The sequence below is a fragment of the Streptomyces sp. NPDC054849 genome (assembly GCF_053610945.1).
Genome location: NZ_JBSGZI010000042.1, coordinates 1 through 13,997, shown reverse-complemented (window position 1 = coordinate 13,997; position 13,997 = coordinate 1). Strand labels below are relative to the sequence as shown.

Sequence of the window (13,997 nt, the reverse complement as noted above, 5' to 3'; positions counted from 1 at the left end):
AACGGAAGGCAGCCATGACCAAGCGTGAGCTGAGCGGCCAGCCCTTGGCCAACCCCGGGAAACTGTTCATCGGCGGCAAGTGGGTTCCGGCCCAGGACGGCCGCACCGAGCCGGACGTCAGCCCCGTGGACGGACAGGAGATCGTGCCGGTGGCCCAGGCCACCGCCGCCGACGCGGACGCGGCCGTCGCCGCCGCCCGCACGGCGTACGAGGAAGGCCCCTGGAGCAGACTGTCAGCCCAGGAGCGCGCGCTGCGGCTGAACCGGGTCGGGGAGCTCATCGAGCGCGACCTCGAAGAGATAGCCCTGCTGGAGACCGTGGACATGGGCAAGCCCTTCGCCTTCTCCAGCACGGTCGACGCCCCCATGGCCGCCCAGCTCATGCACTACTACGCCGGCGCCGTGACCCGGGTCGACGGCTCCTCGCGGGCCCCGGCCGGGGGCCAGCTCGCGTACACCCTGCGCGAACCGCTCGGCGTGGTCTGCGCCATCACCCCGTTCAACTTCCCGCTGCTGCTGTCGATGACGAAGATCGCACCGGCGCTCGCGGCGGGGAACACGGTGGTCCACAAGCCCTCCCCGGCCACCCCGCTCACCGCACTGAAGATCGCCGAGCTCTTCCAGGAGGCGGAGATCCCGGACGGCGTGCTGAACGTGATCACCGGTCCCGGCGTGGAACTGGGGGAGACCCTCACCGACCACCCCGGCATCGACAAGATCGCCTTCACCGGCTCCACCTCCGTCGGCCAGTCCATCATCCGCAAGGCGGCCGGCACCCTGAAGAAGGTGACGATGGAGCTCGGCGGCAAGTCCGCCAACATCGTCTTCGCCGACGCGGACCTCGACGCCGCCGAGGAGCTCGCCTTCTTCGGCATCTACTACAACAAGGGCGAGATCTGCACCGCCGGCTCCCGGCTGCTGCTGCACCGCCCCATCCACGACGAGATGGTCGAACGCCTGGTCCGCCGGGCCGCCGCCCTCAAGCCCGGCGACCCGCGCGATCCGGCCACCCTCTTCGGGCCGCTCGCCCACCGCGGCCAGTTCGACAAGGTCAGCTCCTACATCGAGATCGGCGAGAAGGAAGGCGCCGTCCTGCGCACCGGGGGCACCGGATGGACCCCCGAAGGCGCCTCCAACGACCTCTCGGCCGGCTTGTACTTCCTGCCGACCGTCTTCACCGGCGTCGACAACGGCATGCGGATCGCCCAGGAGGAGATCTTCGGCCCGGTCCTGTCGATCATCCCCTTCGACACCGAGGAGGACGCCGTCCGCATCGCCAACGACAGCGCGTACGGCCTCGCCGCCGGCGTCCACACCAAGGACCTGCGGCGCGCCCACCGGGTCGCCTCGCAGATCAAGGCCGGCACGGTCTGGGTCAATTGCTACAACCAGTACGACCCCGCCGTGCCCTACGGCGGTTACAAGGCCTCCGGCTACGGCCGTGAATGCGGCCCCGAGTCGCTGGAGAGCTACACCCAGACCAAGTCGGTCTGGATCGGCATGGACTGACACCCTTCTTCCCGAGGAGCGTCAATGCGGACAGGCATCATCGGCACCGGGCGGATCGGCTCGACCCTCGCCAGGATCCTCGTGGCGGCAGGCCACCAGGTCGTCCTGGCCAACGCCCGGGGCCCGCAGACCCTCGGCCCGCTCGTGGCCGAGCTGGGACGCGCGGCCTCGGCGGCGCACCCCGCCGAGGCCGCCGGCCAGGCCGAACTCCTGGTGCTGATGGTGCCCTTCGACAGCGTCCGGGGGCTGCTCCCGCCGCACGTCGTGCAGGACAAGGTGGTCATGGACGCCACGAACGCGTTCGGCGGCCCCGGCACCCCGGCCGACCTCGGCGGGCGCGGCTCCAGCGACCTGGTCGCCGAGTGGTATCCCGACGCCCAGATCGTGAAATCCCTGAACACCATGCATTTCGAAACCCTCGCCGTCGCGGGCACCGCACCCGGAGAACGCCTGGCCCATTTCACCGCGGGCGACGACGTGAAAGCGAAAGAAATCGTCACGGGAATCATCACGGATCTGGGATTCGCGCCCGTCGACACCGGCCCGCTGCACTCCGGGGGAATTCTCCAACAGCCCGGCGGGCCCCTCTTCAACCGGCCGCTCACGGAAGCGCAGGCGCTGGCATGGATATCACACTGAAGGTGAACGGAAGACCCGAGCAGTTCTCGGCGCAGCCGAACGAACTGCTCGTGGAACGGCTCCGCGACGGCCTCGGACTGACCGGGACCAAGGTCGGCTGCGACACCGGCCAGTGCGGCTCCTGCGTCGTCCGGCTCGACGGCAGGTCCGTCAAGAGCTGCCTGATCCTCACCGCCGCGGCCGCCGGCTCCGAGGTGGCGACCATCGAGGGCGTCACCACCCCCGGCGGTGAACTGTCCGGCCTCCAGGAGGCGCTGCGCCGGGAGCACGGCACCCAGTGCGGCTTCTGCACCCCCGGCATGGTCATGGCCCTCGGCGAGCTCGTCGACTCCACCGCCGACGGCCCGGCCCCCACCGAGCCCGAGATCCGTGAGTGGCTCACCGGGAACCTGTGCCGCTGCACCGGCTACCACAGCGTCGTACGCGGGGTGCAACGCGCCTGCGCGGTCGCCCGAGCCGAGGTGCCCGCCGGCATCCACGAGGCCGGCACCGTCGCCGCATCCACCACTGCCGGACAGGAGGCGTGAGGGACATGACCGCAGTGACGGGGGACGTCCCGGCCGTGGGGAACGGCGTGCTCGGGCAGCCGCTGGACAGCCGCGAGGATCCGCAGCTGCTGCGCGGCGAGGCGACGTACGTGGCGGACATCGACCTGCCGGGCACCACGCACATGGCCATCCTGGGCAGCCCGGTGGCCCACGCGAAGATCCTCTCCATCCAGACCAAGGCGGCCGGGCAACTGCCCGGCGTGCTGAAGGTGGCCACCGCCGCCGACTTCACCGACGTCATGCCGCTGCCCTGCATCTGGATCCCGGGCGGGGTCGAGAGCCACTTCCCGCCCCACCCCTACGGCCTTCCCGGTTCCCGCCCGGTCCTGACCGGCGACACCGTGCGGCACGTCGGCGACCCCATCGCCGTGGTCGTCGCCGAGACCCCCCGCCAGGCCGCCGCGGCGCTGGCCGCGATCACCGTCGAGTACGAGCCGCTGCCCGTGGTCACCCGGGCCGACGAGGCGCTCGCCGACGGGGCGCCCCAGCTGCACGAGGCCGTGCCGGGCAACCTGAACGCGTACTGGACCTGCGGCGACAAGGACCGCACCGACGCGGCCATCGCCGAAGCCGAGGTGACCGTCGAGCTCGACCTCGTGAACCAGCGCACCATCAACAGTCCCATCGAGCCGCGCGGCGCGGTCGGCGACTACCACGCCGCCACCGGCGAGTACACGCTCTACGCCTCCACCCAGGGCCCGCACAACCACCGCTTCCTGCTCTCCGCCCTGGTCCTCGGCATCCCCTTCAACAAGCTCCGGGTGATCGCCCCGACCGTGGGCGGCAGCTTCGGCACCAAGGGCTACCTGTATCCCGACATGGCCCTGGTCCTGCTGCTCTCCAAGGCGCTCGGCCGGCCCGTGAAATGGGTGGACACCCGCACCGGGCTGATGAACTCCACCGTCCAGGGCCGCGACCACCGCCAGCACGTCACGCTGGCCGGCACCCGCGACGGCCGGATCACCGCCGTGCGCTGCACCAGCTACGCCAACCTCGGCGCGTACCCCTCGACGATCGGCCCCGGTGTCGCCACCGCCCTGATGGGCCGCTCCATCAGCGGGATGTACGACATCGACGCCGCGTTCTGCGAGGTGTACGCCGCCTTCACCAACACCGTGTCCCTCGGCGCCCAGCGCGGCAGCGGGCGCGCCGAGGCCGCCTTCCTCATGGAGCGCCTGGTCGACCGGTACGCCTCCGAGATCGGCATGGACCCGGCCGCCGTCCGCCGCAAGAACCTGGTGCCGAAGGAGAAGTTCCCCTACGACAACGGCCTCGGCTGGACCTACGACTCGGGGAACTACCTGCTGAACTTCGACAAGGCCGTCGAACTGTCGGGCTACGCCGACATGCCCGCCCGCAAGGCCGAGGCCCGCAGCCGCGGCAAGCGGCTCGGCGTCGGCCTCGCCACGTACGTCGCGATCTGCGGAGTCGGCCCCTCCACCCGGATGTCCCAGGAGGGCATGCTCGGCGGCACCTGGGAGAGCGCCAACATCCGCGTCCACCCGACCGGCGAGGTCACCGTCACCGTCGGCTCCGCCTCCACCGGCCAGAGCCACGGCACCGTCTTCGCGCAGGTCGCCGCCGACGAGCTCGGCATCGACCCGGACACCGTGCAGGTCCTCGAAGGCGACACGCAGAAGGCTCCCTACGGGCAGGGCACCTACGGCTCGCGCTCCTACAGCATGGCCGCGCCCGCCGTCGCCCTCACCGCCCGGAAGATCAAGAGCAAGCTGGTCCGGGCCGGCGCCGTCTTCCTCGGCGTCCCCGAGGACAAGGTCGTATACGAGGGCGGCAGGATCCACGAAGAGGGCAACGAGGAGAACACCAAGACCTTCGCCGAACTGGCGATGGCCATGTGGTACGGCTGGGGGCTGCCCCCGGAGATCGAGCCGGCCCTCGACGAGACCACCCACTTCGACCCGCCGGACTTCAACTACCCCTTCGGGACGCACGTCGCGGTCGTCGAGATCGACGAACTGACGGGCGAGACCGAGGTGGTGGCCTACACCGCCGTCGACGACGCCGGGAACATCGGCAACCCGAAGATCGTCCACGGACAGATCGAAGGCAGCATCGTCCACGGCCTCGGTCAGGCCCTCATGGAGATCGCCGAATACGACGGGAACGGTCTGCTCGTCAGCGCGGACCTGACCAACTACGCCCTGCCGCGCGCCGCCGACGTGCCGTTCTTCACGCTCGACAAGACCGTCACGCCCAGCCCCCACAACCCGCTCGGCGCCAAGGGCGCGGGTGAGATCGCCACCGTCCCGCCCGCCGCGGCCGTCGTCAACGCAGTCGTCGACGCCCTCTCCGACCTGGGCGTCCAGCACATCGACATGCCGGTCACCCCCGAGAAGGTGTGGCGCCGCCTGAGAGGGGAATCCCAGTGATCCTCACCGAGTTCGACTACGTCCGGCCCGCCGGCCTCGACGAGGCACTGTCCCTGCTGTCCGGGACGCGCGGCGCCCGGGTCCTGGCCGGCGGGCAGAGCCTTCTCCCCGGCCTGCGCACGGGAGCCGAGCACGCCCGGCTGCTCGTCGACATCCGCCAGCTGGCCGAACTGCGCGGCGTCGGGCGCACCCCGGACGGTCCGCGGCTGCGCATCGGTGCATGCACCACGCTCGCCGAGCTCGCCGCGGATCCGCTCGTGCTCGCCGAGGCACCGGAACTGGCCGCCGCGGCCCGCTCCAACGGCGACCCCCAGGTCCGCAACCTCGGCACCGTCGGCGGCAACCTCGCCGCCGCCGGGCGGGCCACCGACCTGCCCGTCGCCGCCCTCGCCGCCGACGCCGTCGTCGAACTGGCCGGACCCGGCGGGCGGTCGACCCTGACCGCCGAGGAGTTCGCGGCCGGCGGCGCACCCGCCGGCACGGTCCTGACGGCCCTGCTGGTGCCCGCCGCCGGGCGGGCCGCCGCCTTCGAGAAGACCGCCGACCGGGCCACCCGCTATCCGGTGTGCGCCGTCGCCGTACGGATCACCCCGGACGGGCCGCGCATCGCCGTCACCGGAGCCACCTCGCGCGCGCTGCGGCTGCGCGGCGTCGAGGACCGGCTGCGCGGAGGCCCGTACGGCACGGATGCCGTGCTCGCCGCCTTCCGCGCCGAACCCCGGGAGCTGTTCGTCCCCGGGCGCGGCACCTCGGCCGAGTACCTCGGCCACCTCGCGGGGGTCCTGACGGCCCGAGCCTTGCAGAGGGCCGGTCGGGCACTCGCCTGACCGGCCGCCACGGGACCCGCAACGGGGCCCATCACGGGGGAGTTGAGTGAAGCAGTGGCCGAACCGTCCAAGACGACCACGGGAGTGACCGTGCACCCAGCCGCCCGTGCGGCCGGTGGGGCCGTTGCGCCCAGAGGCTCCGGCTTCTGGGTGGTGGGCGCGGTGCTCGTCCTGCTGATGCTCTCCTCCTCCGTGCCCTCCGCCCTCTATGTGCTCTACCAGCAGGAATGGGGACTGTCCTCCGGCACGATCACGGTGGTCTTCGCCCTGTACGCCGTCACCGTGCTTGCCGGGCTCCTGCTGTTCGGGTCGCTCTCCGACACCCTGGGCCGGCGCCCGGTCCTGGCCGCCGGACTGCTCCTGGCGATCGTCTCCATGGTCCTGTTCGCCGCGGCCCAGGGGCTCGGGCTGCTGCTCGCGGCCCGCGCCGTACAGGGGCTCGCGGTGGGCCTCGCCACCGGGGCGATGGGTGCGGCCCTGCTGGAACTCAGCCCCGCGTCGAGGCCTGCGCTCGGCGCCCAGGTCAACAGCGCCGGCCCGACCGTGGGCATCGGGCTGGGCGGGCTGGGGGCCGGACTGCTCGTCCAGTTCGCGCCCGCGCCGACCGTCCTGAGCTACCTGCTGCTGGTCGGTGCCTTCGCCGTGACCCTGGTGGGGGTGATCCGGATGCGGGAGAGCGCGCCGGGCGCCGGGGGCCGCTTCCGGGTGGTCCCGCACCGGATCCACGTACCGGCCGGCGCCCGCGGCCGCTTCGCCGTCCTCGTCCTGACCATCGTCGCCGTCTGGTCGGTGGGCGGCTTCTACCTCTCGCTCGGCCCGCACCTGGCGCTCTCGCTGCTGCAGTCCACCAACTACCTCGTCGGCGGGGCCACGGTCGCCCTGCTGGCCGGCGCCGCCACCGTCGCCCAGCTGATGCTCGGCCGCACCGAGGCGCTGCGCACCGCCGTGCTCGGACTGCTCGGCCTGCTGACCGGCCTCGGTCTGGTGCTGCTGGCGCTGGGCCTCGGCTCGGCCCCCGTGTTCCTGGCGGCCACGGCCGTGCTGGGCAGCGGCTGGGGCGCCGCCTTCCTCGGTTCCTTCCGCGCGCTGAGCATGCTCGCCGACCCGGCGCACCGCGGTGAACTGACCGCCGCCGTATACGTTTTCGCGTACCTCGCCATGAGCGTGCCGGCGGTCCTCGCCGGCATGCTCACCAACATCCACGGGCTGCACCGCACCTCGGTCGGCTTCATGGCCGCCGTCGCCGCGGTGTGCGCACTGGCCCTGCTGGCCACGCTGCGGCTGGCCGCCCGGACCCGGGCCGAGGGGAGTACGGCGTGAACGCCACGGAGCTGCGGTCCGCCCTGCACGGGCTGGAGATCTTCGCCGGGATCACCGGGGAGCAGCTGGACTGGCTGGTCTCGGTCTCGCAGCCCCGGGTCCTCGCCGACGGGGAGGTGCTCTTCCGGGACGGCGAGGAGGCCACCGGCTTCCACGTCCTGCTGTCGGGCGGGCTGGTCGTCACCAAGGTCGTCGACGGCCGGGAGGAGGTGCTCACCCGGCACTCCACCGAGGAGGAGAGTGCCGCCGCCGAGGACCACGACGGCAAACCGTCGGCCGCCCACCGGTTCACCGGCGAGCTGCCGCTGCTGACCGACGGCGCATACGTGGCCACCGCGGCCGCGAGCGGCCCGTCGACCACCGTCGTGGCGTATCCGAAGGCGGTCTTCTTCGAGATGCTGACCCGGTGCCACGGGGTGGCCGCCGTACTGATCCCCGTGCTGGCCTGGCGGATCAAGTCCTCCGAGGTGCAGGCCCGCAAGCGGGCCACCGTGGAGGCGCTCGGCACCCTCGCCGCCGGCCTCGCGCACGAGCTGAACAACCCGGCGGCCGCCGTGGCGCGGGCAGCCCAGGAACTGGCCCCCGCGCTGGACCGGCTCACCCGCACCGCCCAGGCCTGGGGCGCGGCCGCCACCGGCGCGGAGCGCTCGGTCTTCGACCGGCTCGCCGGCGAGCTCGACACGCTGCCGCCGCCGGTGACCACCGACCCGTTCGCCCAGGCCGACGCCGAGGAGGAGATGGCCGACTGGGCCGAGGAGGCGGGCGCCGAAAGGCCCGGCCTGCTCGGCTCGGGGGTGTCGGACCTCGGACTGGACCTGGGCTGGCTGCTGAAGCGGCTGGAGGGCGTCGGCGAGCCGGCCCGCGCCTGCGCCCTGGACCACCTGGCGGCGCTGCTGGAGATGCGGTCGCTCGCCGCGGAGCTGCGGGCGGCGGGTCCCCGGATCTCCCAACTCGTCGCCGCGACCCGGGATTACGCCAATCTCGACCGGGCGCCCGAACAGCGCTTCCCGGTGACCGAGGGGCTGGAGAACACGCTGGTCGTGCTGCGTGCCAAGCTCGCCGGCATCAGCATCGTCCGTGAGTACGAGCCCGACCTGCCCGAACTGACGGGCTACCCGGGCGAGTTGAATCAGGTGTGGACCAACCTGGTCGACAATGCTGCCGAGGCCATGGAGGGCTCCGGCGTGCTGACCCTGCGCGCACGCGCCGAGGGCGTCTGCATGGTCGTGGAGATCGCCGACACCGGCCGGGGCATCCCGGAGGAATCCCTGCCGCGGATCTTCGAGCCCTTCTACACCACCAAGGACGTGGGCAAGGGCACGGGGCTGGGGCTGCACCTCAGCTATCGCATCGTGACCCAGCGTCACCACGGGTCGATCACCGCCCGCTCGCGGCCCGGCGAGACCCGGATGGTCGTCCGGCTGCCCTTCGCCGGCAGTGCCCGGTCCTGCGCCTCACCTGCCACGACACCCGATACGGCATCCGCCGTGCGGACCTTCTCGAGTTGAAACGGAGTCGACATGGCCACGTACGACATCTCCAAGCTGCACCCGGTGTTCGTCCGACAGATGGACGCGCTGGCCGCCCTGGACATCGAGGCGGTGATGAAGAACTACACCGACGACGCCGTGCTGCTGCGCTTCGAGGGCGCCTCGGTGGGCATCGAGGCCGTTCGCGAGACGTTCACCGGCTATCTCACCGTGAAGCCCACCCTCGTGGAACTCCAGGAGTACATCGAGACCGAAGACACCATCTTCTACCGGGCGATCATGAATCTGAACGGCGAACCGGAGCACGCGTTCGGGACACTTGTCGTCCGCGATGGCCGAATCTGGCGGCAGACCGCTGGATTCGGCGGCTGACGGTCGAAATCTGGGTAGCGTGTGCGGGGAGGGCGGGAGAACGCCCTCCCCGTATGTGTGGGTATACCACGGGTGCGCCGGATGCATATATGCAGGGCATGGCAAAGGGGAGGCAATGGAAAACGAAACCGGGCGGATCGAGGCATTCAGTGACGGTGTATTCGCCATCATCATCACGATCCTCGTTCTGGAATTAAAGGTTCCGGAAGAAACGGGGTCGGAGTTCTGGCATGGCGTCCGGGAACAGTGGCCCCATTACGCCGCCTACGTCGTGAGTTTCCTCATCATCGGCGTGATGTGGGTGAACCACCACACCATCTTCAGTCACCTCAAGAGGGTCGACCGCCCCTTGTTGTTCCTGAATCTCCTGGTGCTGATGGTGGTGTCGGTGATTCCATACACCACCAACGTCCTCGCCGAGCACCTCGTGGAGGAGGGCGGCTCCGCCAACGCCGCCGCGGTCCTTTACAGTGGCGTCACCGTGGCCTATGCCTTGGCCTTCCTGGCCTTCTGGTGGTACGTCACCCGCATCGGCCACCTGTTCCACGAGGAGGTCGACAAGGAGGGCGCACGGGCCACCCGGATGCGCTTCGGCCTCGGCGCCATCGCCTACCCCCTCACCGTCGTCCTGGCCTTCTACTCCGCAACACTCACACTCGTGGCCCACTTCCTGATCGCGATCTACTATGCGGCGAACCAGATCCCCATCCCTCTCGTGGTAGAGGAAGAGCGGCTCGATTCTGCCAGCGACCTCAGGAAGTAGCCGCAGGGGCCTACGGCCGTTCTCGGCGGTCAAGTAGGGTATTGGATCTAGCTGGTCGCGGGGGAGGCCCAGATGGCTCGCGTAGTCGTGCAGGAGGATTCCACGAAGGAAATCTCCGAATTGATCGACGTACTGATCTCTCTGCTCTTCGAGTCCTTACCCCGGCGGGACCAGCGAAACTGGGCCCGGGTTTATCTGAACGGCCTCGTGCGGACCACTGGAAAGAAAACAATCCGTAACATCGCCGGAACGGGGGCCAGTTCCGTCGAGCAGAGCCTGCAGCAGTTCATCAGCAAGTCCCCCTGGGACTGGACCCCGGTCCGCCGCTCCCTCGCCCAGCACCTCGAACGCACCGCGCAGCGCCCCCTGGCCTGGGTGCTCCAGCCCATGGTCATAGAGAAGGCCGGCGACCGCTCGGTCGGCGTCGGCCGTCAGTTCGTCCCCCAGCTCGGCCGGACGGCCAACTGCCAGCAAGCCGGCGGGATCTGGCTCGCCTCCAGCGAAGCCAGCTTCCCGGTCGAATGGACCCTCACCCTCCCCGGGCCCTGGACCAGCGAACTCCTGCGCCGCCGGCGGGCCGGCATACCCGACACCGCGCGCTCCCTCACCCCCGCCCAGGACGCCGTACACGCCGTCCAGCGGATGGCCGCGACCTGGCAACTCCAGCGCCGGCCCGTGGTGATGGAGGTCGCCAACGGCGATCTGCCGCAGTGCATCGAGTCCTTCGCCCTGCACGACATCCCCTTCGTCTTCAAGGTCGACGGCTCGCTGCCCGTCTCCTTCGGCGGCGCCGGCCGGCACAAACCCGGGCCGCACACCGCACCCGCCCGCGAGCTCATCGACTCCCTGCGCTCCCAGCGCCGCGTCGTCGAATGGACCCGGCACGGCCGCGCCGAGGGAGCAGTGACCCTGCTGACCTCGGCCTCGATCTTCGCCACCCCCTGCGAGGACCGCCCCGTGCCCGCACCGCCCATGCCGCTGCTGCTCGTCGGAGCATGGACCGAGGCGGCCCTGCTGCCCTCAGAGTTCTGGATCACCAACATCGGCGACCGGCCGCTCGCCCAGCTCTTCCTGCTCGCCAAACTCACCGACCGGGTATCCCTGGACTTCGCGGAGACCTGCGAGCCCGTGGGCATCCGGGACTTCGAGGGCCGCTCCTTCCGCGGCTGGCACCACCACGCCACCCTGGCCAGCGTGGCCCACGCGGCGAAACTGCTCGGGGGGCGGCCGCAGGTGCCCCAGGGGTTCCCCGGGCCCACCCGGTCGGCGGCCGCGGCGCCCCGGCCCACCACGCTGCCGGCGACCCCGGCCGTGCTGCCGCCGCGCCCGCTCCTGCCCGGACAGATCCCGCGCCGTGAGTACATCCGCTGATGCTCGACCTCGTCGACGAGCTGCGTGCGTGGTGCGCCGCGCAGCGGGATTTCGCCCTGGCCACCGTCGTCGCCGTCAGCGGAAGCGCCCCGCGCGGCCCCGGCGCCTCGCTGGCCGTCGACGACCGGGGCACCGCGCTCGGCTCCCTCTCCGGGGGTTGCGTGGAATCCGCCGTGCACGAGCTCTGCCTCGACGCGATCGCCTCCGGCGAAGGCGGCCTGCACCGCTTCGGCTACAGCGACGACGACGCCTTCGCCGTCGGCCTGACCTGCGGGGGCGTCCTGGACGTCCTGGTCACGCCGGTACGCGGGCTCGATCCCGTACGCCCCGTCCTCGGCTCGGTGCTCGACGCCGCCGCCGGGGGCACCCGGGCCGCGCTCGCCCGGGTGGTCTGCGGACCGCCGCGGCAGCTGGGCCGGGCCCTCGCCGTCCACGCCGACGGCTCCTATGAGGGCGGTCTCGCCGGCGGCCCGGCCCTGGACCGGGCCGCCGCCGGGCGGGTACGGGCCCTGCTGCAGGCCGGGCGCACCGGCACCGCCGAGCTCGGCACGGCCGGCGGACTGTGCGGGGAGCCGCTGACGCTGCTGGTCGAGTCGGCCGCCGAACCGCCCCGGCTGCTCGTCTACGGGGCCATCGACTTCGCCGCGGCCCTGGCGCGGATCGGCGCCTTCCTGGGCCACCGCGTCACCGTGTGTGACGCCCGGCCCGTCTTCGCGACCCCGGCACGCTTCCCCGACGCCGACGAGGTGATCGTCGACTGGCCGCACCGCCACCTGGCCGCGGAATGGGAGGCGGGCCGTCTGGACTCCCGTACCGCCGTCTGCGTCCTCACCCACGACGCCAGATTCGACGTACCGCTGCTGGAGCTGGCCCTGCGGCTGCCGCTGGGCTACGTCGGAGCCATGGGGTCGCGGCGCACCCACGCCGCCCGCGAGAGCGCCCTGCGGAAGGAAGGGGTGGCCGACTCCGACCTGGCCCGGCTGCGCTCACCCATCGGCCTCGACCTCGGCGGCGCCACCCCCGAGGAGACGGCCCTGGCCATCGCCGCCGAGTTCACGGCCGTCCGGCACGGAGGATCGGTGCTCCCGCTGGCCGGACGCCACGGGCCCGTCCACCGGCGGAACCGGCCGGCGGGGGCAAAGGTCCCGTAGGAAACGACCACACGGACCGGTATGTCCTGGACGATCGCCCCGGGCTGTGTAAACGCCAGGTCGTGGGAGAATGAAGTACGTGCGTTTCCTCGGCTGTCCCCTGTCGAGGCACCTCCGATTGACTGGGATGTTCAGCACGTGCGTTTCCTCAATGACCTGAAGCCGCCGTACGACCTGACGTACGACGATGTGTTCATGGTGCCGAGCCGCTCCGCGGTCGGTTCCCGCCAGGGCGTGGACCTGTCCTCGCCCGACGGCACCGGCACCACCATTCCGCTGGTCGTGGCGAACATGACCGCCATCGCCGGCCGCCGGATGGCCGAGACGGTCGCCCGCCGCGGCGGCATCGTCGTCATCCCGCAGGACATCCCGATCGAGATCGTCACCGACGTGATCTCCTGGGTGAAGACGCGCCACCTCGTGCTCGACACCCCGATCACGCTGGCGCCGACCCAGACGGTCGCGGACGCGCTGTCCCTGCTGCACAAGCGCGCCCACGGCGCCGGTGTCGTCACCGACGCCGAGGACCGCCCGATCGGCGTCGTCACCGAGCACGACCTCTCCGGCGTCGACCGCTTCACGCAGCTCTCCGAGGTCATGTCGAAGGAGCTGCTGCTCATCGACGCCGACATCGACCCGCGCGAGGCCTTCAACCGGCTCGACGCCGGCCACCGCAAGCTGGCCCCGGCCGTCGACCGGGACGGCAAGCTCGTCGGCATCCTCACCCGCAAGGCCGCCCTGCGCGCGACGCTCTACACGCCCGCCACCGACGCGAACGGCAAGCTGCGCATCGCGGCAGCCGTCGGCATCAACGGGGACTTCGTGCAGAAGGCCAAGCAGCTGCTCGACGCGGGCGTGGACACGCTCGTCATCGACACGGCGCACGGTCACCAGGAGTCGATGATCAACGCGATCAAGGCCGTCCGCGGCCTGGACCCGAAGGTCCCGATCGTGGCCGGCAACATCGTCGCCGCCGAGGGCGTCAAGGACCTCATCGACGCCGGCGCGGACATCATCAAGGTCGGCGTGGGTCCCGGCGCCATGTGCACCACCCGCATGATGACCGGCGTGGGCCGCCCGCAGTTCTCCGCGGTGCTGGAGTGCGCGGCCGAGGCGAAGAAGTACGGCAAGCACGTGTGGGCCGACGGCGGCGTCCGTCACCCGCGTGACGTGGCGATGGCGCTGGCCGCCGGCGCGTCCAACGTCATGATCGGTTCCTGGTTCGCCGGTACTTACGAGTCTCCGGGCGACCTCCAGCAGTCCGCCGACGGCCGCCTCTACAAGGAGTCCTTCGGCATGGCCTCCGCTCGCGCGGTGCAGAACCGCACGAGCGAGGAGTCGGCCTACGACCGTGCCCGCAAGGGGCTGTTCGAGGAGGGCATCTCCACCTCGCGCATGTTCCTCGACCCGGCCCGCCCGGGCGTCGAGGACCTGATCGACTCGATCATCGCGGGCGTCCGCTCCTCGTGCACCTACGCCGGGGCCGGCTCCCTCGCGGAGTTCGAGGAGAAGGCCGTGGTCGGCATCCAGTCCGCGGCCGGGTACGCCGAGGGCAAGCCGCTGCACGCCAGCTGGAACTAGGGCGTCGTTGCCGTGGCCCCGGCCGTCCCTTGGGGAC

General features: G+C 71.4%; 12 protein-coding genes. All 12 read left to right on the top strand.

Annotated elements, in window-relative coordinates; translation table 11 throughout:
- Nucleotides 1-14: 14 nt before the first annotated feature.
- The gene (locus tag ACWGIF_RS19710; RefSeq protein WP_453499011.1) at nucleotides 15-1,508 is read left to right on the top strand and encodes an aldehyde dehydrogenase family protein; all 1,494 of its coding nucleotides are present in this window, start codon (nucleotides 15-17) and stop codon (nucleotides 1,506-1,508) included.
- Nucleotides 1,509-1,532: 24 nt separating this feature from the next.
- Nucleotides 1,533-2,147 carry an NADPH-dependent F420 reductase gene (locus tag ACWGIF_RS19705; RefSeq protein ID WP_453499009.1) on the top strand — a complete coding sequence of 205 codons (615 nt, stop codon included), beginning with the start codon at nucleotides 1,533-1,535 and terminating at the stop codon, nucleotides 2,145-2,147.
- Nucleotides 2,132-2,674, top strand: coding sequence for a (2Fe-2S)-binding protein (locus tag ACWGIF_RS19700; protein ID WP_453499007.1), 543 nt, complete (start codon nucleotides 2,132-2,134; stop codon nucleotides 2,672-2,674). Before ACWGIF_RS19705 ends, ACWGIF_RS19700 begins: the two co-directional genes overlap by 16 nt.
- A 5-nt stretch (nucleotides 2,675-2,679) precedes the next feature.
- On the top strand, nucleotides 2,680-5,085 hold the full coding sequence (locus ACWGIF_RS19695) for a xanthine dehydrogenase family protein molybdopterin-binding subunit (protein ID WP_453499005.1): 2,406 nt from the start codon (nucleotides 2,680-2,682) through the stop codon (nucleotides 5,083-5,085).
- The gene (locus ACWGIF_RS19690; RefSeq protein WP_453499003.1) at nucleotides 5,082-5,912 is read left to right on the top strand and encodes an FAD binding domain-containing protein; all 831 of its coding nucleotides are present in this window, start codon (nucleotides 5,082-5,084) and stop codon (nucleotides 5,910-5,912) included. Before ACWGIF_RS19695 ends, ACWGIF_RS19690 begins: the two co-directional genes overlap by 4 nt.
- A 42-nt stretch (nucleotides 5,913-5,954) precedes the next feature.
- Complete coding sequence (locus ACWGIF_RS19685; RefSeq protein ID WP_453499001.1) at nucleotides 5,955-7,232, top strand: MFS transporter; 1,278 nt, start codon at nucleotides 5,955-5,957, stop codon at nucleotides 7,230-7,232.
- Complete coding sequence (locus tag ACWGIF_RS19680; RefSeq protein WP_453498999.1) at nucleotides 7,229-8,740, top strand: ATP-binding protein; 1,512 nt, start codon at nucleotides 7,229-7,231, stop codon at nucleotides 8,738-8,740. The genes ACWGIF_RS19685 and ACWGIF_RS19680 overlap by 4 nt, the downstream gene beginning before the upstream one ends.
- Nucleotides 8,741-8,752: 12 nt before the next feature.
- Nucleotides 8,753-9,094: a nuclear transport factor 2 family protein gene (locus ACWGIF_RS19675; RefSeq protein ID WP_453498997.1), complete on the top strand. Its 342-nt coding sequence runs from the start codon at nucleotides 8,753-8,755 to the stop codon at nucleotides 9,092-9,094.
- A gap of 115 nt (nucleotides 9,095-9,209) precedes the next feature.
- The gene (locus tag ACWGIF_RS19670; RefSeq protein ID WP_453498995.1) at nucleotides 9,210-9,857 is read left to right on the top strand and encodes a TMEM175 family protein; all 648 of its coding nucleotides are present in this window, start codon (nucleotides 9,210-9,212) and stop codon (nucleotides 9,855-9,857) included.
- Between the two features lie 72 nt (nucleotides 9,858-9,929).
- Entirely contained in the window at nucleotides 9,930-11,228 is a 1,299-nt protein-coding gene (locus ACWGIF_RS19665) for an IS701 family transposase (RefSeq protein WP_453498993.1), read from the top strand.
- The gene (locus ACWGIF_RS19660; RefSeq protein WP_453498991.1) at nucleotides 11,228-12,379 is read left to right on the top strand and encodes an XdhC family protein; all 1,152 of its coding nucleotides are present in this window, start codon (nucleotides 11,228-11,230) and stop codon (nucleotides 12,377-12,379) included. Before ACWGIF_RS19665 ends, ACWGIF_RS19660 begins: the two co-directional genes overlap by 1 nt.
- Before the next feature lie 117 nt (nucleotides 12,380-12,496).
- Complete coding sequence (locus tag ACWGIF_RS19655) at nucleotides 12,497-13,960, top strand: GuaB1 family IMP dehydrogenase-related protein (protein ID WP_453499090.1); 1,464 nt, start codon at nucleotides 12,497-12,499, stop codon at nucleotides 13,958-13,960.
- Nucleotides 13,961-13,997 lie beyond the last annotated feature (37 nt).